A 22,558-nucleotide genomic window follows, 5' to 3' on the forward strand; every position below is an offset into this window, starting at 1 on the left:
ATTATTTTACTTTTCTACTTCCTCTGCCCTTAAAGAATAAAACTGCTTCAAGTGCAAAAATACAGGCCATACCAATGGCTAATACTTTACCAATGTAAACAAACCCAGGAGCACCACAGGAGCCTGAATAAGGTGATACACCTGCTATTTCCAGCATATACAGATACATTGGAAAATACCCAAAAATAACCTGCAACAAAATTGGAATCCAAATTTTTTGTATATTATATGAAGCCCTAATAAATAAAGCTGCAGTCATTAGAACACCAGCATAAATTAAATAATTAATTAATTGAGTTTCATGTTGTTCTGTTAAACCTTCTGGTTGAACAAAACAAGCGAAGGAATTAAAAGAGGTTATTAAACATATTAATACAATAATAATTTTCAAATTTGATTCCAACTTAAGTCTAGCCAACCAGTTAGTGAAGCACCGCATTAATGATTGTTGCCTATAAACATTATAAAACCTCTAAATAAATTGCACAGCTGCCCTTCATGTATGCACAAAAGTGAGTTAATTTATTAAGTTGTAGGTTTATGCCTTATCGCAAAAAGAAAGTACAATTTCGTTGTGCCCACTCGATTTAAGCTTTTTTAGTTGATCCCTAGCATTCGGTGCTAAATTTGAATATTCAAAATTTAGATAATCAAAAACCTCACACTCTGTCCAAGGACCAAGTGACGCTTTGAAGTCACAAAAATCATTTTGTATTTCCCTGAATGATTTATATTCGACCTTCGTTAATATTACTGCTGTTTCAGTAAAAACTATATGAATTAACACGATGAAAAACCTGACAATTTAACAAAAGAACACTTTCACCATTTTTGTATGAAAACATCCTTATTTTATGAACGCCTATTAATAACAAACCGTGTAAGTGTTTGCCAATTATAAATATTATATTTTAGCGAGTTATTTAGCTGTGCTAGAAATAGTAAAGCGTGTCATTACTACATTTTTAAACACCTTGTGCTGGCTTTGTTTACTTTTACACCGCTGTTTCGTATTCATGACACTTGGGGGCTATTTTAACGCAGTTAATTGTGGCTCTAGGGCGCTAAAAACATGAAAAAGTGGGCCAAAAACTATATCCTTCGGCGCGGTTATTATTATAAATAATGGACGGCACACACACATGACAACACCTTTAGATGCAACGCATTCAAATGCATCAACACACGCGCATTCAAGTGCAAATTCAAACGCAAAATCTAAATGGAACCTACACGATACGCAGTGGACCTTAAGCCTTTTTGGTACCGCCGTTGGTGCGGGTATTTTATTTTTACCTATTAACATTGGTATTGGCGGTTTTTGGCCGCTGATTATTATGGCGTGTTTAGCGTTTCCGATGACCTTTTTAGCCCACCGTGGTTTAGCACGCTTTGTATTATCGTCTAAAAATAAGCATGCCGATTTTACCGATGTTGTTGAAGAACACTTTGGCGTTAATGCAGGGCGATTAATCTCATTGTTATACTTTTTATCTATATTCCCTATTTTGCTTATTTACGGTGTAGGCTTAACCAACACCGTAGACAGCTTTATGGTAAACCAGCTGGGCATGGAATCGCCGCCTCGCGTAGTGCTTTCGGGTGTTTTGGTAGCCGGTATGATAAGCCTAATGATGGGTGGCGAGCGCCTAATGCTGCGCGCGTTTTCTATTTTGGTGTATCCGCTTGTGGGTATTTTGTTTTTTTTATCCCTGTATTTAATACCTAGCTGGCAAATGCCCAACATGAGCCTACCTGAAGTGGGCAGCTTTGGTAAAACGCTGTGGTTATCTATTCCTATTATTGTGTTTTCGTTTAGCCATGCAGCGGCTATTTCAAGCTTTGTGCATGTACAACGCGAACACTATGACGACCTTGCTACACGCAAATCAGAAGCCATTTTAAAGCGCACAAGCTTACTGTTAATTGTGTTTGTATTGCTGTTTGTATTTTCGTGCGTGCTGTCGCTAACAGGTGAGCAGATGGCACAAGCAAAAGCCGATAACGTCTCGGTTTTATCGTACCTTGCTAACATTACCCATAACTCGTTTATTGCGACGCTTGGACCTTTAGTTGCCTTTATTGCCATTACGTCGTCGTTTTTAGGTCACTTTTTAGGAGCCCGCGAAAGCTTTACAGGTTTGGTGACTAAGCAAACACAGCTTGGTGCTAAAACGGTAGATAAAATTGGCGTAGTTATTATGTTTTTTGCAATTTGGTTTTGTGCAGTTAAAAACCCAAGCATACTCGATATGATGGATCAGCTGTCGGGCCCTATTATTGCAATGATATTATTTATCATGCCTATGATTGCAGTTTATAAAGTACCGGCTCTGCATAAGTATCGTAACCGTTTAAGTACTTTGTTTGTGTTAGCGGTAGGTGCGCTTGCGGTATTTGCACTTATTTACAGCATGATTAAATAATATCCCTATTCATGCTAAAGCCCAGCGAGTTAGCTGGGCTTTTTTGTGTGCTGTTTATCTCAAAATGTTTTTTTATGGCTGCCATTAAGGCATGTTATAAATTAACTAGCCTAAAAATAAAACAATTATGCACCTTACAAAACACCTCCTACTTTGCGTGAGCTTACTTACCACGCTTATTTTAAGCCCCTTAGCTAAAGCCGATGGCGTGCCTGCTATTTTATCGATGAAAGAACGCGCTGCGTTTATAGATAATATAACCGAGCTTAGGGTAAACACATTAATGCCCAGCTTAATGAAGCAACACAACATCGATATGTGGCTGCTTATTAGCCGCGAATACAACGAAGATCCCATATTAAAAACAATGCTGCCAGCAACCTGGTTATCGGCAAGGCGTACCACCATTTTGCTCTTTGCCTTAAATGAACAAGGCAATGTGGATGCTTACGCCATTGCGCCCTATAAAATAGGTAACGTATTTACAAAAGGCTGGGACAAAAAGGCGCAGCCAAACCAGTGGCAAGCACTGAACGATATTATTGAACGCTACAACCCAGATAACATTGCACTCAATACGTCTACCGATTGGGGTCATGCCGACGGCTTAGTGCTAGGCGATTACAATACCTTAATGGCCAACTTACCTAGCGCTTATAAAAATAAAATAATATCGGCCGAGCCGCTGGCAGTTGCCTGGTTAGAGCAGCGTATCCCCCAAGAAATAGACATGTATAAACACATTGTTGCTATTGCGCACGCTATTATTGCCGAGGGTTTTTCAAGCAAAGTAATAACGGTGGGCAAAACAACCAGCGACGATTTAGTGTGGTGGTTTAGAGAGCGCGTAAAAGAGCTAAAACTGCAAACATGGTTTCACCCAAGTATTGCAATACAACGCGCCGACAGCCAATCGTTCGATCACGAAGACAGCTTTACTAATGGTTACGCCGATAACGTTATTCAAGCGGGTGACTTACTGCATGTCGATTTTGGTATTACGTACTTACGCTTAAATACCGACACCCAACAACATGCTTATGTTTTAAAGCCTGGCGAAACCATTGCGCCCGCTTACCTTGTTGATGCGCTTAAAAAGGGCAATAAACTCCAAGACATTTTTACCGCTGAATTTAGCGAAGGTAAAACGGGTAATCAGGTATTAAAAGCCGCTCGCGAAAAAGCCATTGCCCAAGGTTTAAAACCCACTATTTATACGCACCCGCTTGGCTATCATGGTCATGCTGCGGGTACCACACTGGGTATGTGGGATTCACAACAGGGTGTATCCGGCGATGGCGACTACCCACTGCATTTAAATACCGCTTACTCTATTGAGCTTAACAATGCGGTGTTTATAAAACCATGGAATAAAGAAATACGCATAATGTTAGAAGAAGACGCTATTTTTGATAAAACCGGCGTGTGGTACTTAAACGGCCGACAAACCGAGTTGTTACTTGTTAAATAACCTAAACTCTGATGTAAGTGATTTATAGGTATATTTATTAACGCATACAAAAACGGCGCTCAATGAGCGCCGTTTTTATTTAACTAACGTGACTATTATTCTGTTTCTGGCAGGTTACGACCATAGAATATTTCTTGCATTTCACGGTTTAGCTTAGAGCGAATTTCTTCTTCTTCATCATCCGATAAATCAGTTGTAGAAAGACCAAACAAGTATGTGTTCAGGTCGGTTTCTTTTAACATCATTTTGGTATGGAACAGGTTTTCTTGATACACGTTTACGTCCATCATTTGGTACGCTTCTTTGGTATCGTCTGTCATGAAGTTTTGAATTGAGTTAATAGCGTGGTCAATATAATGCTTAACGCCGTTTACGTCGCGAGTAAAACCACGTACACGGTAGTCAATTGTTACCACGTCAGACTCTAAACTATGAATTAAGAAGTTTAATGCTTTAAGCGGCGAAATAATACCACACGTAGATACTTCAATATCAGCACGGAATGTACAAATACCATCATCAGGGTGAGCTTCTGGGTATGTGTGTACACAAATATGGCTTTTATCTAGGTGCGCAACCACTGAGTCAGGTAATGGGCCTGGTGCTTCGTCAGCATCGTAATTTTGCTGCTCTTCTACAGGCTCTTCCGAAACCAAAATAGTTACACTGGCGCCCTGTGGTTCATAATCTTGGCGTGCAACATTTAAAATATTGGCACCAATAATATCAACAACTTCACCTAAAATGTCGGTTAGTCTATCTGCACTGTACTGCTCATCGATATATTCAATATATTCTTTACGTTGTTGCTCGGTTTTTGCGTAGCAAATATCGTAAATACTAAAGCTTAAACTTTTGGTTAAATTGTTAAAGCCATGAAGTTTAAGTTTATCGAAGGGTTTGTTCATAATAAACCAACCTATAAATTAGTGAAATCTGCACCTGCAGAATGAAAAGTTCGCGGATTTTATACGAATTTTCCTTATGGAAAAAGCGTTATTTTACCTGTTCTTGCACAACTTCATGGCTATGAGTAATTTCTACTGTTTTATCAAGCATTAAAGCTACCGAGCAATACTTTTCAGCAGACAAAGAAACAGCGCGTGCAAGGTGCTTTTCAGACACATTTTTGCCTGTAACAACAAAATGTAAATTGATTTTAGTAAATACGCGAGGAGCAGTTTCGGCGCGTTCGGCACTTAATTGTACTTGAACGTCTGAAAAGTCTTGTTTGGCTTTTTTTAAAATACCCACAACATCAACCGATGAACAACAGCCAACCGACATCAATACCATTTCCATTGGGCTAGGTGCAGCACTGTCGCTACCGGTATCAAATACAACGTTGTGATTAGAATTAGAACGACCTACGAATGTGTCGCCATCAACCCATTTTACATTTGCTTGCATGTTTTTATCTCAAAAATATTTTTCTTGATTGTAAGCAAGTTGGCCGCAGTTGCAAACGAAATGCGATACGCGGCGCTATAAATTGGGGATTAATACTGCTGCGAAACAGCGCTGTCGAAGAGGTTTTTAATTAAGCTTGCAAATTCGTCAATAAACTCATGTTGTTCAACCGTAACAGGCTGTGACGTAATGCTGCTAAGCACTTCTTGTAAGTCGTAAACAATGCCATCAACCTCACGCACAATTAAGCTGCGTTGCTCTGTGTTAAGGTTTGTGTGCTGTTCACAAATTAGCATGACGTTTTCGGCAATAACATCTTCTATGAGTTCCATTACCGTTGGAGCGCCTGGTTTTATCACACCTGGCTTCTCAAACAATGCTAAATTTTGAGTTAGATACATGATTAAATCATCGTACCCTTGCCTATCTAAAACCATGATATTTACCACCTAATAATATTACTTACGCTGATTTAAGCAGAAAGCGCGGTTGATTGCTAGCTTTGTGATTTAAGCATACAAAAAAAGCAGCCGAAGCTGCTTTTATACTAATTAAGTATTATTAACTTAATCTATTTTTAAGCCTGGGCTTAATGTTGCTGGCATGGCTACTTTTTCAAGCTCTACTGAAGCTACAGGGTATGCACAGTAGTCAGCTGCGTAGTACGCGCTTGCTCTGTGATTGCCTGATGCGCCAATACCACCAAATGGTGCAGCGCTAGATGCACCCGTAATTGGGCGGTTCCAGTTAACAATACCGGCACGAATACGACGTAAAAAGTGGTCGTAATCGGCTTCATTATCGCTAAGTAAACCAGCAGATAAACCAAAGCTTGTGTCGTTTGCTTTATCAATTGCGCTGTCAAAGTCGTCAAAGCGGAACACTTTTAAAAGTGGGCCAAAATGCTCTTCGTCTGGGAAGTCGCCAATTGCTGAACACTCAATAATACCTGGTGTTACAAAGCCTGTATTTGCTGTGTGCTCTAGTTCTACAAGCACCTTACCGCCAAGCTCAACAAGCTCGCTTTGTGCTTTAACCATACCTTCTGCTGCCGCTGATGAGATCATAGAGCCCATAAATGGCTGATCTTCATCGTCGTAGTTGCCTACTTTAATGGCTTTAGTTGCAGTAATTAGGCGCTCTAATATTGCATCGCCTTTACTACCTGTTGGTAAAAATAACTTACGAGCACAGGTACAACGCTGACCGCTTGAAATAAATGCTGATTGCACAATATCGTGTACAACGGCTTTAGTATCTTCAACGTCAGTAATAATAAGCGGATTATTACCGCCCATTTCGAGAGCTAAAATTTTACCCGGCTGGCCTGCAAACTGTTCATGTAAAATATGACCTGTGCGCGATGAACCAGTAAAGAACAAGCCATCAATGCCTTTATGAGCAGCAAGGGCTTTACCCGTTTCAACTTCACCTTGAACAAGGTTAATAACGCCTGCTGGTAAACCCGCTTTTTCCCACAATTTAAGGGTAAGCTCAGCCACTTTTGGTGTTAGTTCAGACGGTTTAAATACAACCGTATTACCCGCTAGTAACGCTGGCACAATATGGCCGTTTGGTAAGTGGCCCGGAAAATTATACGGGCCAAATACTGCTACAACACCGTGTGGCTTGTGGCGAATCATCGCGCGGCCCAATGGCATTGCATTTTCAACATCGCCCGTGCGCTCTAAAAATGCTTTTTCTGAAATGGCAATTTTACCAACCATCGCACCCGCTTCAGTGCGTGTTTCCCATAGTGGCTTACCTGTTTCTTGTGCAATGGTGATTGCAAGCTCTTCACTGTTTTCTTTTAATTGTGCTGCGAATGCTTTTACTATTTCTAAACGCTCAGTAAAGCTTTTATCAGCCCATGCGTAAAACGCTTCACGCGCAGCGCCAACAGCTGCATCAACTTGCTCTGCAGTGGCTGATGATGCTTGCCAAATAACATCGTTATTTGCTGGGTTTACTGAGTTAAATTCTGAGCCTTGGCCTTGTGACCATTGACCATTAATAAATTGTGCAGGATGAGTCATATACTTTCTCCTAAATTAAACAGGGGTTGCGCTAACAGTATCGCCCGTTTGTAATTGCAGGGCGTCGGCTACTTGTTGTGATAACACAACGGTTTTAGCGCGTTCGTCGAAACTCATTGATGCAACGGTCGCTCTAAAGTTTTCGAGCTTGTCGTTTGCTAATAACACCATGGTGTCGCCCGTTTGCTCACCAATTTCAACAATAAAGTCGTGTGAGTTACGTACTGTAGCTATATTATCTACTTTTGCTTCAACTGTTGGACCTGCGTCAAAAATATCGACGTAGCCGTTAAACGTGAAGCCTTCGCTTTTTAATAATTCAATCGCTGGACGAGTATTGTTGTGAACTTGACCGATTACCGCTTGCGCATCTTTACTCAATAAATTGACGTAAATTGGGTATTTAGGCATCAGTTCAGCAATAAATACTTTTTGGCCAATACCAGTTAAGTAATCTGCTGTTGGGAAGTCCATTGAGAAAAAGTGTTCTTCTAACCACTGCCAAAACGGGCTATTGCCGTTTTCATCAGACACACCGCGCATTTCTGCAATAACGGTTTCTGCAAAGCGTGCTTGGTGTTGTTTAATAAACATAAAGCGTGCTTTAGACAGCAGTTTGCCGTTACAGTTTTTGCGATAGCCGTCTTTCAAAAACAAGGTGCACAGCTCTGTTGCGCCAGTGTAGTCGTTACATAGCGTTAAAATATCAACCGCTTTGTAAACATCTAGTGTGCGCGAAGAGTGAATCACTTTACTTAAATGGTAATGATAAAACGCATCATCTAGGCCCACAGCTGCTTCTATAGCCGAGGTACCTACTACTTCACCTGTTTCGCTATCTTCAAGAACAAACAAGTAGCCTTCGTCACCGGGTTGTGACGTTTGTTTAGCAAATGAGCTTACTGAATGGTCAATCTTCTTTTGTAATAGCTCTTCGTTTAAAGGCAAAGATGTAAAACCATGGCCCGATTCGTGGGCGATTGTCAGTAATGCTGAATAATCATTTTGCTGGATTGGGCGAAGGATCATCATGAGTCCGCTTGCTCCCTTATAAATAACGGTAAATAAAATTCGTAGGGCAAACAATGCTTGCCCTCGGTAGATTGGCTAAAACAGCTTATGCGTTTACTACGCTTGCAACTGCTTTTTCAAAACGTGCCATACCTTCGCGAATATCCGCTTCTGGGATAACAAGAGACGGTGTAAAACGAACAACATCAGCACCTGCCACTAATGACATTAGACCTTGTTCAGTACCGGCTACTAAAAATTCTTTAGCGCGGCCTTTGTATTGCTCATTCACAACAGCACCAATTAACAAACCTTTACCGCGAATTTCGCTAAATACGTTGTATTTTTCGTTTACCGCTGCAAGGAGTTCGTTAAATAAAGCTGCTTTTTCTTTTACACCAGCAAGTACGTCGGGTGTGTTAACAGTATCAAATGCGGCTTCGGCAACAGCACATGCAAGCGGGTTACCGCCGTAAGTAGAACCATGAGTACCTACTTTTAGATGCTGTGCAATATCTGTTGTAGTCAACATTGCGCCAATTGGGAAACCGCCGCCTAATGCTTTTGCTGAAGTTAAAATATCAGGTACTACATTTAAACCTTGGTATGCGTACAAATCACCTGTACGGCCAACACCTGTTTGTACTTCATCAAAAATAAGTAGCGCATTGTGTTTAGTACATAAATCGCGAACTTGCTGAGCAAACTCGTCAGTTGGTGAAACAATACCGCCCTCGCCTTGCAGTGGTTCCATCATTACGGCGCATGTTTGGTCGCTAATTAGCGCTTCAAATGCGGCTAGATCGTTGTAATCACAATGTACGATGTCACCCGGCTTAGGACCAAAACCATCTGAGTATGCCGCTTGGCCACCAACAGTTACAGTAAAGAATGTGCGACCGTGGAAACCTTTGTTAAATGCGATGATTTGTGATTTTTCTGGGCCAAACTTATCAAGTGCAAAACGACGCGCTAATTTAAGTGCGGCTTCGTTTGCTTCTGCGCCAGAGTTAGCAAAGTAAACTTTTTCACCAAAAGTGGCATCAACCATTTTTTTAGCGAGGCGAAGCGCCGGTTCATTAGTCATAACATTTGATAAATGCCAAATTTTTTCGCCCTGTTCTTTTAATGCACCTACTAAAGCAGGGTGACAGTGGCCAAGACAGTTAACAGCAATACCACCAGCAAAGTCGATAAACTCTTTGCCTTGTTGATCCCATACGCGAGAGCCTTCGCCTCGAACAGGAATTACGCTTGAAGGTGCGTAGTTAGGAACCATTACGTGATCAAATAATTCGCGATTGACTGTCATTTTATTTCCTCTTAATTGTGATCTACACAAAGCATAAATAAGTGTTTGATTAAAAATATTAACCAAGCTTTTAAGTACGTTCAGGTGTCTGTTGGGTACAAAAAACTGCTTTGTGGTTCAATTTTCAGACGCCCATTATTTCAGAATTAGTGGTAGCTGTCTCGTTAAAAACTTTCATGTAACCCTTGAAAATAAAGGGCTTAAGATATTATTTCATAGATAGTGAATAACTATTTGCATACCTAAACACACTTATTTTTTATCAACTAACCGCATCAGTAGTGACCTGCATAGGCTTTTACCACTAAATAACTTTACGGATGAATCAGTGGGAATGAATGAATAGTCGTAAAAAAATTAACAAAAAATTTAATTTTTTAGTCAATTTGAATAGCAAGATTGGTAAAATTGCTTGTTTGAAGGGTTTTTAGTTCCGTTTTAGTGAACTGAAAATACGAAAACCATGCCGCCGTTTCGTCGGGCTCAATTAGTTGGTGTTCTTTTAAAATTAAGTACTGGGAGTAACACCGCGCTTTTAACATGACCTGCGTTAACGGTAAGGCACTATCGCCTTTATTTACGCCATTTTGTAACTGTTCCATCACGCCTTTAAATGGCAAATATTTAAAGGCCATTTTGTCGATGACTCGTGCACTGACCTGAATTGACTTATTGCACAGCAGTGTAGTTAAAAATAAAGGGTCGGGCTTTAGCTCTAATAATGCTGTGTGGAGGTCTTTTTGGTTTTCTTGACGTGCTATTTGTACTTTTCGTTGCCAAACCTGCTCAAAGGTTTTTAAGTACAAACGTACTAACGTAATACGCCCTACATCTAATAACATACCCAAGGTAAATGCGTGTATCTCGTTTACGTCGTTTATTTCTGCAATTTTTTGCGCGGCAATGGCGTTGGCCATTGCGCTGTCTCTGAGCCTACGTTTTAGTAACGAAAAAGGCTCGGTACTGTGGGGCATCCAATGGCGAACTGCAAATGTGGGAATCACTAACTGTAAGTTATCAAGCCCTATGTAACGCAGAGCAAGTGCGGGGCTGTCTACTTTTACCGCGGTATTTTTTTTACTACGCTGGTTTCGGTAATACGGGAGGTTAACCAACGTGACCAATTCGCGCCCTAGCCAGCTTAAATCGTTTACTAACGGCTCTAAACGGCCAACTGAGGCCGACTTTACAGCTAATATATCTAAAATAGTGGCAACGCTGTCTTCAATCCCTATTGTGGTTTGAATCACTGCGTCCATATCTTCGAGCTGTTTAAATATAGCTGTTTCAATTACTTTATGAAGCTGTTCGCTGGCTTGTGCACGATACTTATGATGAGCGGTACTTGTTTGCTTACGCTTTTGTTGCGCTGACACTTCAACCTGCAACAAGGTACGCTGCTTCATAGGCTCGCCGTAATCAATATCTAAGGTATGAATAAACCCAATTTGCTGATGCGCAAAACTATGACCCAACAGCAAATCGTGTCCCCGTTGATCAAGTATTTTTGCTGTACGCTGTTGTTGTGCAAGTTCAGTCATAGTGCTCGTTAATTAGTAATTATTGAATACGTTTAGTGTTATTAGACTAGAAGCGAGTTAAAAAGTTATCAAGCAGCGTTAATCCCTGCTCGGTTAAAATAGCTTCCGGGTGAAACTGCACCCCTTCAATTGCTAACTCCTTGTGTTGCATGCCCATTATTTCGTCAAACTCACCTTGCGGTGTTTGTGTCCACGCTGTTATTTCAAGTTCGTTGGGCAACGACTGCGCTTTAACCACCAGCGAGTGGTAACGACAAACCGTTAAAGGATTAGCTAATCCTTTAAAAACACCTTTATTGGTGTGCGTTATGGGAGATGTTTTACCATGCATTACTTTTTTAGCGCGCACTACATCCCCGCCTAAAGCTTGGGCAATCGTTTGATGTCCCAAGCAAATCCCTAATATAGGAAATTGGCCTTTTAGGTGTTCAACTACACTTAACGATATACCAGCTTCATTCGGTGAGCAAGGACCCGGAGAGATAACTATATGCTCCGGATTAAGTTGTTTAATTTGCGCAATGCTCAACTCGTCATTACGTTTTACTAATACGTCTTGATCCAATCGCTGAAAGTACTGCACTAAGTTATAGGTAAACGAATCGTAATTATCGATCATTAAAAGCATGTAATTAAGTACTCAATAAAGATAGTTATCGGGAGTATTTAGGCGTGTTGCATTCTAACCCAAGCTGTTATGAGTGTCAGTGATTTGCAACTAGATAAATAGTAATTCCCTCTTTAGCATGACGTAACACTTACTTACCCTATTAAATTTTTGATGCGAGTGGTTGAATTCCCCTTATTTAAACCCAAGCTCATTAAGTGACAGCTTATTTTGTATAAGCTTATTTTTTACTAAGGAGCGACTATGTTAGGCGAAGACCATTCATTAACAAACGACTTTCCTGAGCACATAAACACGATAAATACGTTGAACAAAAGTGATGCTGACTTTGCAGAAAAAGCCGAGCAGTACAATAAACTAGATAAAGAAATAAGAATATTAGAATTGGACGGTGCGCCTATTAGCGATGAGCAAATGCACCAGCTAAAACACGACCGTTCTGAATTAAAAGATTGGTTGTATCAGCGTTTAATAAGCGCACAATAAATATAAAATTCCAAAAACAAAAAAGAGTTCGCCATTTTAAAGTGGTGAACTCTTTGTTTGTCTTCAATAAAACTTTATACGGTGTATAACTAGGTAATACACTCTATAACCAGCGCTCAAATTGCGTTAGCTATATTGCTAGCTGTAATAACTTTAAATCGAGTGCATCTATTAGCTGTTGATTTTTAGCGTCATTCAATGCATCTGCATGAGGGGCTGAAAAGCACTCAGCGTCATTATCAAAGTAAAGCCCTGTTGAATTACTAAACTCATCGCTTAGTGCAGCGCGGCAAAATATATCGGCACCTAACTTTAAATCGCCGCCATTAAGGCCGTATGCGTCTTTAACCATTTTGCTGCCTAGTAGCGACTTAGGGTTAACCGATACCACCAATGGACCATTACCCTTAAGTTTTATACCCATATGACGCGACCACATTGTAATTGCCAATTTGCTTTGTGCGTATGCTGCGTTATCTGACAAAAAGCTTTGCCCAATCAGTGCATCTAAGTTGACTGTTGCTTGCGCCGCTGACGACACATTAACAATTCGCCCTTGGGTATCAAAAAGCGGTAATAGTAAAGTTGTTAATAAATAAGGCGCTAATGTGTTTACTGCAAATCGTGCATCAAGACCATCTGCAGTTTCAGGGTTGTCGAGCTTAAACACACCTGCATTATTAATAAGTACATCTAAGTGTTTATGGTCGGCTGTTATTTGTTTAGCCAGATTACGCACTTGCGCCATTTCACTCAAATCGGCCACGTAAGTTTGTGTGCTTGCTTGCGGATAATCGTTATTGAGTAAAGAGTGTACTTTATTGAGCTTTTGCGCATTACGCCCGTGAAGAAGAACGGTATGACCTTGCGCTAGCAGCATTTTAGCTGTTTCAAACCCAATGCCATCTGTTGCACCTGTGATTAAAATTTTTTTGTTCATACCTAGCTCCATGTTATGTAATACAGCGCTTACACATTTAACGAATTACGATTGTGAAATAATAGCATTGCCATCTTTGAATGATAATTAGACCGTTGTTGAATCAGTTTATAGAAAGTATTAATAAAGTGACGGCAATAGCAGTGAATGTTTTTTAATCATTTATTTGAATTTTGAACAATTCATAACTATTGTTTTTAAACTTCCTTAATAGTAGTATTTATCATATAAATATATTTTCGAGAAAACACATGAAAGTTTTAGTGACTGGCGGCATGGGTTACATAGGTAGCCACACATGTATTGCATTACATGAAGCAGGCATTACACCTGTAATTTACGATAACTTATCTAATGCGAGCCCTCGTGTACTTGATCAACTCGAAAAAATTACAGGTACACGTTTTGAATTTATTTTAGGCGATATTCAAAACGAGCAGCAGTTTAAACTTGCGCTTAAGCACACTCAGGCTGAGGCTGTATTTCATTTTGCAGCGTTAAAAGCGGTAGGTGAATCGACCGAGCAACCACTACGTTACTACCAAAACAATGTATCGGGCACATTAAGCATGCTACAAAACATGCAAGATGAAGGTGTTAATCATATAATTTTCAGCTCATCGGCCACTGTTTATGGCGAGCCAGACTACCTGCCTATTGATGAAAAGCACCCAATACGCGCAACCAATCCTTATGGTTGGACTAAAGTCATGGTAGAACAAGCCATGCAAGATGTATGTAATGCCAACAGCAACTTTATGGGCATAGCACTGCGTTACTTTAACCCAGTAGGCGCACATCCAAGTGGTTTATTGGGCGAAAGCCCAAATGGTATTCCAAATAATTTAATGCCATTTATTGCTCAAACTGCGGTAGGTAAACGTGAGGTAGTTAATATTTTTGGTGACGACTACGATACCGAAGATGGTACTGGCGTGCGCGATTACATTCACGTTTTAGATTTAGCTAAAGGCCATGTAGCGGCATTTATGCAACATAAATCAGATACCGCCTTTCATGCATACAACTTAGGCACAGGCCAAGGTTATTCAGTGCTTGATATGATCAACGCATTTAGCGCATCAGCAGGTAAAGCTATTCCGTATAAAAGTGCACCGCGCCGTGCAGGCGATATTGCCTGCAATTACGCTGATGCCACAAAAGCGCAAAACACCCTTAACTGGCACGCAGAACTAACACTGAGCGACATGACCAACGATACATGGCGCTGGCAAACTAATTACCCAAGTGGGTTGGAGAGTTGATATGGCTTTATTAGAAAGTACTCACAGACGTAAAAACCCGCTAACGGGGCGCTGGGTATTAGTTTCACCGCATCGTAATAACCGCCCATGGTTAGGCGCAACCGAAGCCGTTAACGAAACAGTATTGCCAAAGCATGACGAAAGCTGCCCGCTTTGCCCAAGCAATACACGAGCAAATGGCGACAGCAACCCAGACTACAAATACACCCATGTTTTTAAAAATGACTTTGGCGCACTAACGCCCAATGCCAGCGAACAATCACAAAGCGTAGAGTCAGATAGCGATTTATTTATTGCTGATGAAGCAAGCGGCGAATGCCGCGTAATTTGTTTTTCGCCAGAACATAACAAAACATTACCAGAGCTTGAGCACGATGCCCTGCATGCCGTAGTAAAAACGTGGAAAGACAACTATACCGAGCTTGCACAGCAATACGAGTGTGTTCAGGTATTTGAAAATAAAGGCGAGATCATGGGGTGCTCGCAGCCCCATCCGCATGGCCAAGTATGGGCGCATTCGCACCTATCTACCGAAATAGAAGCCGAAGATACTCAGCAGCGTGCTTATTTTGATAAACACGGCACTGCTATGCTTGCCGACTATGTAAAAAAAGAACAAGTCGATAAAACCCGTGTCGTATTTGAGAATGAACACTGGCTTGTTGTGGTGCCTTTTTGGGCAGCATGGCCATTTGAAACCTTACTAGTAACTAAAGACAACATTCAAAACTTTAGTCAGCTTAGTGATGTACAAACCGATTCACTCGCTCAGGCATTAAAAGTATTAACCACTAAATACGACAACGTATTTAACTGCAGCTTCCCTTACTCTATGGGGTGGCATAATGCTCCAGCAAATCGTGGCTCTGATGAGCAACACTGGCGCTTACATGCACACTTTTACCCGCCACTACTTCGCTCTGCCACCGTTAAAAAACACATGGTTGGCTACGAAATGTTAGGCGAAAGTCAGCGCGATTTAAGCGCAGAAACAGCCGCGTCTATTTTAAAAGCAGCAAGCACTACACACTATAAAAATACAGCAGGACACACAGATGAAGCTTAATGAATTTCAACACCACTTTTTATCACTGTACGGTGCCCCTGCTCAGGGTATTGCAGCTGCACCAGGACGTGTAAACCTAATCGGTGAGTTTACTGACTACAACGACGGCTTTGTATTTCCGTGCTCATTAGAATTTCGTACCCAAGTGATGTTTAAAGAGCGCGACGATAATACAATTACCGTGCAGTCACTCAATTACCCAGGCGAGCAAGACAGCTTTAACGTTGACGAACCGATTAGCGAAGGTCAATCGCAATGGGGAAATTATATTCGCGCCGTTGCATTCGTATTAAAACGCGCAGGCCACACCTTACGCGGTGCTGATTTACTTATTGATAGTAACTTACCGCAAGGTAGTGGTTTATCATCATCGGCAGCATTAGAAGTGGCTGTGGGTGGTATGTTTAACCATATTGCACAGCTTGGTTTAAGCGAAGAAAAAATTGCACTACTAGGGCAAGAAGCTGAAAACGACTTTATGCATTGCCAGTGTGGCATTATGGATCAGCTCATTTCGGCAAAAGGCGAAAACGGCCACGCATTACTAATAGATTGCGAAAATTTGGCAACTAAGTCTGTGAAAGTGCCTGATGACTTAAACATTGTTATTGTAAACTCTAACTACCCACGTAAATTAGTAGACAGCGAATACAATCAACGCCGTATTGATTGCGAACAAGCTGCTGAAAAAATGGGAGTTAAAACACTTCGCCAAGCAACTATGGCTAAGCTAGATGCTGTTAAAGCACAACTTAGCAATAACGAGTACAAACGTGCGCACCATGTAATTAGCGAAAACGACCGCGTTATCGCCGCAACTACAGCATTGCAAGCCAATGATATGGAGCAACTTCGTGAATTGATGGCTGCATCGCACCAATCACTTAAACACGACTTTGAAGTAACGGTACCCGCAACGGATGGCTTAGTAGAAATATGTAAAGAAGCGATGGGTGAGCGTGGCGCAGTGCGCATGACCGGTGGTGGTTTTGGGGGAGCAATAGTGTGTTTATGCCGCGATGCAGAAGTACCGCTAATTAAAGCCGCCGTTGAAAAACATTACTTTGAACGCTTTAACTTATACGCAGATATTTATGTGTGCTCAGCAGGTTCAGGGTTACAAATAACGTCTTTTTAAAAGTAGGTATCAATATGGCAAAGGTTAACTGGGGTATTATTGGGTGTGGCAATATTGCTCACACCTTTGCTAAAAGCATTGCGCATTGCGCTGATGCTCAGCTTATTGGCGCAGCCTCAACTAGTGAGCAGCGCGCAAACGAGTTTGCCACACATTATTCAATTAAAGGCTATGAGAGCTACCAAGCCCTTATGCAATGCCCAAACATTGATGCTATTTACATTGCAAACACTCACGACCAACACTTTCAAAGCATCGCCCAATGCTTGATGCATAATAAGCACGTACTAAGTGAAAAACCTATTACCGTTAATGCACAGCAATTAAAAAACTTAACCGCACTGGCAGAGCAAAAAAATTGTTTTTTAATGGAAGGAGTGTGGATGCGCTTTTTACCCGCCATTATAAAATTAGAGAAGCTACTAAGCCAAGCAGTTATTGGCAAAGTACATACCGTGCAGGCCAACTTTAGTTTACCCGGCACCTTTGCCAACACCCACCGCTTAATGAACCCAAATACAGCCGGTGGCGCTTTGCTTGATTTAGGGATTTACCCGCTATCGATTGCTGATGTGGTTTTTAATAAAGCCCCTGAAAAAATCAGCTCATTTGTGCATAAGGCAGATACAGGTGTAGATGCGCGAAATATTACCATGCTCGATTATGGTAATGGTCAGTTCGCACAACTTAGCAGCGCACTTGAGCAAAACGGTCCAACCGAAGCATGTATTACCGGTGAACATGGCTTTATACGCATACCTTGGTTTGTAGGTGCAAAAGGTCTTGAGCTTCATATTAATGGGCAAGCTATTCAACATTTTGACTACCCATTTAGTGATGATGAAAACTTTAAATTTGAAATTGATCACGTTACTGAGTGCATATTAAATAAACAAATACAAAGCTCTGTATTACCACTAAGCACTAGCTTACGGGTTATGGCGATGATGGATACCCTAAGAGCCCAATGGCAGATTGAATATAGCGCGACTGTCGAATCTCATGACATAAATTAATAAAAATACACGCAACAAGGATACACAATGACTACAACACATGGTTTAAAAACGCTTTCAAAGGCAATGTTATTAGCCACGGCCAGTTTAACTACCGGTACGGTAATTGCCGAATCAAATAAGCCTGAGCAACTTTATCCGCCAATAACCAGCGAAGTTCTCCCTGAATTAGCAGCTAAAGGCACCTATAAAGTAGGTGTAAAAACCCTAGACTTAGTTAATCCGGCGCAGTTTGATCCCACAACGCAAAGCCAAAAAGATCGCCCTTTAAAAGTTGAAGTGTGGTATCCAGCAGATAGTAAAGCAAACAAACCACTAACCAGCTACACAGACATAACACGCTCAGGCAAACAATTTACCTTACAGGCCGATGCACAGCGAGATGTTGATATAAGTAACGCCGATAACTACCCAGTTGTAGTACTTTCGCACGGTTATACCGGCTACCGCACAATTATGTACTACCTTGGCGAGCACTTAGCCTCGCATGGCTACATAGTTGTTGCGCTTGATCATACAGACTCCACAAACGCCCATGTAGATTTTAAAAACGCGCCCTTTGCGGGCTTTTTTAGCACCTTGATTAATCGCTCACGCGATCAGCAATTTGTGATTAATTATTTTAACGAACAAAGCAACTTTGCAAGCGAGCAAGTAGATCAAACTAGCGCAGGTGTTATTGGCTACTCTATGGGTGGATTTGGTGCGGTTAATACAATTGGTGGTTGTTATGCCTTTAACGAGCAAACTACAGCCATGTTTACGGGAATGACTGACCCTGCTCAAATTAAACAAGTACAGCAACTACTTAATAGCTGTGCAGGCGGGCAATATCAAAACCCGCAAGTAGACCCTCGTATAAAAACAATGGTGGCTATCGCACCTTGGGGTGGACAGCATAACTTATTTGACGCTAAAGCAATGAAAAACATTAAAGTGCCTTCACTTTATATTGCAGGTGACTTAGATGATATTTCTGGTTTTGAAGGCATTAAAAATCTTTACAACCAAACTGGCAGTGCCGACAAGTACATGCTTACTTATAAAAATGCCCGCCATAATATTGCACCGCACCCAGCCCCTGCGATTGCCCAAAGCAGTAGTGAATTAGATTTAGGTCATTACTACGAGCCATCGTGGTCATTGCGCACCATTAACGAAATAAATAAACACTTTGTACTTGCCATGATGGATTGCCATGTAAAAGACATAAGCAGCCAGTGTAAGTACTTAGATTTACCTCAAAATGGCGACCAAGCCATTGTTGATGGTAAGCCACTACCACAATGGTATGGCTTTGATAACCGCTTCTCATCAGGTATGGATTGGCAACAAAGTAAACCTCGTAGTAAGTAATACTTAATTTAAGCGGCTATAAAACTTGATAGCCGCCTTCGCCTTAAAACCAGACTGAAATAAAAACCTTTTATATAAATGAGTTAACACACAATATAAAAATGTTTGTTTTTTAATCGGCTATTTTAAGAAAAAACCATTGCCATTAACCTTTGTTAAAGGCAATCTAGTCATATATAAGATAAGATAAATAACACAAATATCATGTCAAAATACATACTCTCAATTGATCAAGGAACCACAAGCTCTCGGGCCATCTTGTTTACAAAAGATGCAGACGTTTTTGGGTCAGCACAACAAGAATTTTCACAGCATTTTCCAAAAAATGGTTGGGTTGAACATGACCCAAACGATATTTGGCAAACCGTGCTTAGCACAAGCCGTGAAGTGTTATCTGAAAACGACGTAAAGCCTGATGAAATTATTGCTATTGGTATCACCAACCAACGTGAAACGACCTTGGTATGGAACAAAAAAACCGGTAAGCCAGTGTATAACGCCATTGTTTGGCAAGACCGCCGTACCAGTGATTATTGCGAAAGCCTAAGCACTGACGAACTTTGCCAAACTATTAGCGACAAAACAGGCTTATTGCTCGACCCTTATTTTTCTGCCACTAAAGTACGCTGGATTTTAGACAACGTAGAGGGCGCAAGTGAACAAGCCGATGCTGGCGAACTGGCCTTTGGTACCGTTGATACTTATTTATTATGGCACCTAACAGGTGGACAAGAGCATCGCACCGATGCCACTAATGCCTCGCGCACCATGTTATTTAATATTCATACACAGCAATGGGATCAAGAGTTACTCGACTTATTTGGTATTCCTGAATCGATGCTTCCACAAGTAATGGATTCAGCAGACGAGTTTGGCTCAACCAGTGAAGATATTTTTGGCGCGCCAATACGCGTATGTGGTATTGCAGGCGATCAGCAAGCTGCGCTTGTTGGTCATGCTTGCTTTGAACAAGGTATGGCTAAAAGCACCTATGGTACGGGCTGTTTTTTAATGCTGAATACGGGCGAAAAAGCCCTTACATCTGAGAACCGCTTACTGACTACGGTTGCTTATAGATTAAATGGCAAACCCACTTACGCCATTGAAGGCAGCATTTTTATGGCGGGTGCCACTATGCAGTGGATTGTTGAAGGCTTAAAACTGTTGAGTCATGCAGGCGAAAGTGAATCACTAGTGAAAGATGTACCACTTGATCATGGGGTATTTTTAGTACCTTCTTTTACAGGTTTAGGCGCCCCCTATTGGGACCCTAACGCACGTGGTGCAATTTTAGGCTTAACACGCGACTCTGGCATCAGCACTATTGTTGCCGCAGCTTTGCAATCGGTGGGTTATCAAACCAAAGATTTACAAAAAGCAATGGAACGTGATGGACTTCGCCCAAGTGTACTACGCGTAGATGGCGGAATGGTTAAAAATAACTGGGTACTGACCTTTTTATCTAACATTTTAGGTGCAACCGTAGAGCGCCCAACAGTCACCGAAACCACCTCGTTAGGCGTTGCTTATTTAGCCGGCTTGCAAGCAGGTATTTACGAGTCAACTGAGCAACTCGCTAAAATGTGGACCTGTGACCGTCGTTTTGAGCCAACAATGAGTGCTGATGAACGTAATGATTTATACGCAAAATGGCAGCACTGTGTAGCGCAAGTTCGACTATCTAGCGACGATTGCCAACAACAATAATGTATGCAGCCGCTAATGAGATTTAGCGGCTTCTAAACCAGCTCAAACGCTATTTAAAAGCGCGTTTTACGCAGTTTGATTTTAAAAAGATCAGGCTAAAAAATTTAAAATCAAAAAGCACGGTTAGCTATTGTCAAACACTAACGGTCGCTTTATGATGGAATATGTCTTATTTATATTACAAATAAAAAGGTTAGCTCACAGTGGAATTAGCAGATAACGAATACGACCTACTCGTCGTCGGTGGTGGTGTAAACGGCACTGGAATAGCAGCTGATGCAGCTGGCAGAGGTTTAAAAGTACTTTTGTGTGAACAATCGGACCTTGCTTGTGCGACATCATCAAATAGTTCTAAGTTAATCCACGGTGGTTTACGTTACCTTGAGCATTATGAATTTAGATTAGTAAAAGAAGCTTTAGCTGAACGAGAAGTGCTGCTTAAAAATGCCCCTCATATTATGTGGCCACTTACTTTTAGATTACCGCATCAGTCGCATTTACGCCCTGCATGGATGATCCGCATTGGCTTGTTTATGTACGACAACCTAGCCAAGCGCGAAACACTGGCTGGTTCTCGAGGTATTAAATTTGGCGAAAATAGCGTGCTAGAGCCATCTATTGTAAAAGGTTTTGAATACTCAGATGGATGGGTTGATGACTCTCGTTTAGTTATTTTAAATGCCCTTTCTGCACAAGAAAAAGGCGCTACCATTGCTACACAAACCAAATGTGTAAACGCTAAACGTGAGCAAAATAAATGGCAGGTAACGCTTGAGCAACAAAATACTAAAAGTAAATACACTGTATCGGCTAAAGGCATTGTTAATGCAGCAGGTCCGTGGGTTGCAAAATTATTTGATGAAGCGCTAATTGAAAAATCACCACAAAATATTCGCCTTGTAAAAGGCAGCCACATTGTAGTGCCTCGCATTCACGATGAAAAAGAAGCCTATATTTTACAAAATAAAGATCAAAGAATTGTATTTGTTATTCCATTTGAAGATGACTATTCGTTAGTTGGCACAACCGATGTAGAGCATAACGGCGCAGCACAAGATGTTAAAATTAGTGATGAAGAAATCGATTACTTAATCGATATTACTAACAGCTACTTTAAAAACCACATTAAACGCGAAGACATAGTTCATACTTTTTCAGGTGTACGCCCGCTATTAGATGACGAATCTATTAGTGCGCAAGCCGTAACACGTGACTACAAGCTAGAGCTTTCAAGTGAGAGTAAACACACTCCATTATTAAGCGTATTTGGTGGAAAAATTACCACTTACCGTAAACTGGCAGAAGCCGCTGTTGATAAGTTAGAAGACTTTTATCCGCAAATGGGTAAAGCATGGACTAAACACAGTGCATTACCTGGTGGCGACTTTGATAATGTTGAAGCACTGACTCAAGAGCTTAAATCTTTATACAACTGGCTACCAGAAGTGACGTTGAAGCGTTTTGTGCGTACGTATGGCACACGTACAAAAATTATTTTAGGTAATGCCACACAACTCAGTGATTTAGGACATGACTTTGGCCATGGGTTATTTGCTGCCGAAGTTGATTATTTACTTAATCAAGAATGGGCTGGTAATGCTTACAACATTTTATGGCGTCGCAGTAAACTGGGTTTACGTTTTAGCGATGAGCAGATTACAGTTTTAAATAATTATATTGAAACACGCTGATTAATAAGCTGTTTCATTATCACTATTTCCCGTTTTCCCCTTTATGGTTAACAAGCTA

Annotated in this window: 20 protein-coding genes; 10 read left to right on the top strand and 10 right to left on the bottom strand. The window is 41.1% G+C overall.

What is annotated here, in order from left to right; translation table 11 throughout:
• Position 1: 1 nt before the first annotated feature.
• Positions 2–391 (bottom strand): hypothetical protein, encoded by a 390-nt coding sequence (locus PS1M3_RS15375; RefSeq protein ID WP_138740564.1) that lies wholly within the window; start codon positions 389–391, stop codon positions 2–4.
• Between the two features lie 751 nt (positions 392–1,142).
• Between PS1M3_RS15375 and PS1M3_RS15380 the strand changes: the two genes are divergently transcribed.
• Together PS1M3_RS15380 and PS1M3_RS15385 are read left to right on the top strand one after the other, a co-directional pair.
• Positions 1,143–2,426, top strand: a complete 1,284-nt coding sequence (locus tag PS1M3_RS15380; RefSeq protein WP_203985327.1) for an aromatic amino acid transport family protein — start codon at positions 1,143–1,145, stop codon at positions 2,424–2,426.
• 127 nt (positions 2,427–2,553) lie between these two features.
• Complete coding sequence (locus PS1M3_RS15385) at positions 2,554–3,897, top strand: M24 family metallopeptidase (protein WP_203985334.1); 1,344 nt, start codon at positions 2,554–2,556, stop codon at positions 3,895–3,897.
• Positions 3,898–3,992: 95 nt separating this feature from the next.
• Here PS1M3_RS15385 and speD read toward each other — a convergent pair whose 3' ends face one another.
• The 8 genes from speD to PS1M3_RS15425 form a co-directional block, all read right to left on the bottom strand.
• Entirely contained in the window at positions 3,993–4,805 is an 813-nt protein-coding gene (gene speD / locus PS1M3_RS15390) for an adenosylmethionine decarboxylase (protein ID WP_006791283.1), read from the bottom strand.
• An 88-nt stretch (positions 4,806–4,893) separates the two neighbouring features.
• On the bottom strand, positions 4,894–5,307 hold the full coding sequence (locus PS1M3_RS15395) for an OsmC family protein (protein ID WP_006791284.1): 414 nt from the start codon (positions 5,305–5,307) through the stop codon (positions 4,894–4,896).
• Positions 5,308–5,396: 89 nt separating this feature from the next.
• A complete protein-coding gene (locus tag PS1M3_RS15400; protein WP_006791285.1) occupies positions 5,397–5,744 on the bottom strand; it encodes a DUF3802 family protein in 348 nt (115 codons plus the stop codon).
• Between the two features lie 129 nt (positions 5,745–5,873).
• Positions 5,874–7,343 carry a succinylglutamate-semialdehyde dehydrogenase gene (astD, locus tag PS1M3_RS15405; RefSeq protein ID WP_006791286.1) on the bottom strand — a complete coding sequence of 490 codons (1,470 nt, stop codon included), beginning with the start codon at positions 7,341–7,343 and terminating at the stop codon, positions 5,874–5,876.
• 15 nt (positions 7,344–7,358) lie between these two features.
• On the bottom strand, positions 7,359–8,375 hold the full coding sequence (astA, locus tag PS1M3_RS15410; protein ID WP_203985335.1) for an arginine N-succinyltransferase: 1,017 nt from the start codon (positions 8,373–8,375) through the stop codon (positions 7,359–7,361).
• An 85-nt stretch (positions 8,376–8,460) separates the two neighbouring features.
• Entirely contained in the window at positions 8,461–9,666 is a 1,206-nt protein-coding gene (locus PS1M3_RS15415) for an aspartate aminotransferase family protein (RefSeq protein ID WP_006791288.1), read from the bottom strand.
• A gap of 377 nt (positions 9,667–10,043) precedes the next feature.
• Positions 10,044–11,207: an HDOD domain-containing protein gene (locus PS1M3_RS15420; RefSeq protein WP_203985337.1), complete on the bottom strand. Its 1,164-nt coding sequence runs from the start codon at positions 11,205–11,207 to the stop codon at positions 10,044–10,046.
• A gap of 46 nt (positions 11,208–11,253) precedes the next feature.
• Positions 11,254–11,835: an aminodeoxychorismate/anthranilate synthase component II gene (locus PS1M3_RS15425; RefSeq protein ID WP_010557686.1), complete on the bottom strand. Its 582-nt coding sequence runs from the start codon at positions 11,833–11,835 to the stop codon at positions 11,254–11,256.
• Positions 11,836–12,078: 243 nt separating this feature from the next.
• Between PS1M3_RS15425 and PS1M3_RS15430 the strand changes: the two genes are divergently transcribed.
• Positions 12,079–12,321, top strand: coding sequence for a YdcH family protein (locus PS1M3_RS15430; RefSeq protein ID WP_006791291.1), 243 nt, complete (start codon positions 12,079–12,081; stop codon positions 12,319–12,321).
• A gap of 130 nt (positions 12,322–12,451) precedes the next feature.
• Here the strand turns inward: PS1M3_RS15430 and PS1M3_RS15435 are convergent, their stop codons facing one another.
• The gene (locus PS1M3_RS15435) at positions 12,452–13,261 is read right to left on the bottom strand and encodes an SDR family NAD(P)-dependent oxidoreductase (RefSeq protein WP_203985344.1); all 810 of its coding nucleotides are present in this window, start codon (positions 13,259–13,261) and stop codon (positions 12,452–12,454) included.
• Positions 13,262–13,512: 251 nt separating this feature from the next.
• Between PS1M3_RS15435 and galE the strand changes: the two genes are divergently transcribed.
• From galE to glpD, 7 genes are all read left to right on the top strand, one after another.
• Positions 13,513–14,526, top strand: a complete 1,014-nt coding sequence (galE, locus tag PS1M3_RS15440; RefSeq protein ID WP_010557684.1) for a UDP-glucose 4-epimerase GalE — start codon at positions 13,513–13,515, stop codon at positions 14,524–14,526.
• Position 14,527: 1 nt separating this feature from the next.
• Complete coding sequence (locus tag PS1M3_RS15445) at positions 14,528–15,592, top strand: UDP-glucose--hexose-1-phosphate uridylyltransferase (RefSeq protein WP_058430005.1); 1,065 nt, start codon at positions 14,528–14,530, stop codon at positions 15,590–15,592.
• Positions 15,582–16,730, top strand: a complete 1,149-nt coding sequence (galK, locus tag PS1M3_RS15450; RefSeq protein WP_006791295.1) for a galactokinase — start codon at positions 15,582–15,584, stop codon at positions 16,728–16,730. Before PS1M3_RS15445 ends, galK begins: the two co-directional genes overlap by 11 nt.
• A 14-nt stretch (positions 16,731–16,744) precedes the next feature.
• Positions 16,745–17,746 carry a Gfo/Idh/MocA family protein gene (locus PS1M3_RS15455; protein ID WP_138740555.1) on the top strand — a complete coding sequence of 334 codons (1,002 nt, stop codon included), beginning with the start codon at positions 16,745–16,747 and terminating at the stop codon, positions 17,744–17,746.
• Positions 17,747–17,773: 27 nt separating this feature from the next.
• A complete protein-coding gene (locus PS1M3_RS15460; protein WP_138740554.1) occupies positions 17,774–19,102 on the top strand; it encodes a dienelactone hydrolase family protein in 1,329 nt (442 codons plus the stop codon).
• 204 nt (positions 19,103–19,306) lie between these two features.
• Entirely contained in the window at positions 19,307–20,809 is a 1,503-nt protein-coding gene (gene glpK, locus PS1M3_RS15465) for a glycerol kinase GlpK (RefSeq protein WP_203985357.1), read from the top strand.
• A 203-nt stretch (positions 20,810–21,012) separates the two neighbouring features.
• Positions 21,013–22,500 (top strand): glycerol-3-phosphate dehydrogenase, encoded by a 1,488-nt coding sequence (gene glpD / locus PS1M3_RS15470; RefSeq protein WP_203985364.1) that lies wholly within the window; start codon positions 21,013–21,015, stop codon positions 22,498–22,500.
• Positions 22,501–22,558 lie beyond the last annotated feature (58 nt).

Origin of the sequence: Pseudoalteromonas sp. PS1M3, from assembly GCF_016865405.1 — a bacterium.
Taxonomy (GTDB): domain Bacteria; phylum Pseudomonadota; class Gammaproteobacteria; order Enterobacterales; family Alteromonadaceae; genus Pseudoalteromonas; species Pseudoalteromonas marina.

Coding starts and splice junctions, on each gene's coding strand:
- PS1M3_RS15430 (WP_006791291.1), top strand. CDS start 12,079: ATGTTAGGCGAAGACCATTCATTAACAAACGACTTTCCTGAGCACATA.
- PS1M3_RS15395 (WP_006791284.1), bottom strand. CDS start 5,307: ATGCAAGCAAATGTAAAATGGGTTGATGGCGACACATTCGTAGGTCGT.
- glpK (WP_203985357.1), top strand. CDS start 19,307: ATGTCAAAATACATACTCTCAATTGATCAAGGAACCACAAGCTCTCGG.
- PS1M3_RS15380 (WP_203985327.1), top strand. CDS start 1,143: ATGACAACACCTTTAGATGCAACGCATTCAAATGCATCAACACACGCG.
- PS1M3_RS15445 (WP_058430005.1), top strand. CDS start 14,528: ATGGCTTTATTAGAAAGTACTCACAGACGTAAAAACCCGCTAACGGGG.
- PS1M3_RS15435 (WP_203985344.1), bottom strand. CDS start 13,261: ATGAACAAAAAAATTTTAATCACAGGTGCAACAGATGGCATTGGGTTT.
- galK (WP_006791295.1), top strand. CDS start 15,582: ATGAAGCTTAATGAATTTCAACACCACTTTTTATCACTGTACGGTGCC.
- PS1M3_RS15400 (WP_006791285.1), bottom strand. CDS start 5,744: ATGGTTTTAGATAGGCAAGGGTACGATGATTTAATCATGTATCTAACT.
- PS1M3_RS15460 (WP_138740554.1), top strand. CDS start 17,774: ATGACTACAACACATGGTTTAAAAACGCTTTCAAAGGCAATGTTATTA.
- PS1M3_RS15425 (WP_010557686.1), bottom strand. CDS start 11,835: ATGCTTTTAATGATCGATAATTACGATTCGTTTACCTATAACTTAGTG.
- astD (WP_006791286.1), bottom strand. CDS start 7,343: ATGACTCATCCTGCACAATTTATTAATGGTCAATGGTCACAAGGCCAA.
- astA (WP_203985335.1), bottom strand. CDS start 8,375: ATGATGATCCTTCGCCCAATCCAGCAAAATGATTATTCAGCATTACTG.
- galE (WP_010557684.1), top strand. CDS start 13,513: ATGAAAGTTTTAGTGACTGGCGGCATGGGTTACATAGGTAGCCACACA.
- PS1M3_RS15385 (WP_203985334.1), top strand. CDS start 2,554: ATGCACCTTACAAAACACCTCCTACTTTGCGTGAGCTTACTTACCACG.
- speD (WP_006791283.1), bottom strand. CDS start 4,805: ATGAACAAACCCTTCGATAAACTTAAACTTCATGGCTTTAACAATTTA.
- PS1M3_RS15420 (WP_203985337.1), bottom strand. CDS start 11,207: ATGACTGAACTTGCACAACAACAGCGTACAGCAAAAATACTTGATCAA.
- PS1M3_RS15415 (WP_006791288.1), bottom strand. CDS start 9,666: ATGACAGTCAATCGCGAATTATTTGATCACGTAATGGTTCCTAACTAC.
- PS1M3_RS15455 (WP_138740555.1), top strand. CDS start 16,745: ATGGCAAAGGTTAACTGGGGTATTATTGGGTGTGGCAATATTGCTCAC.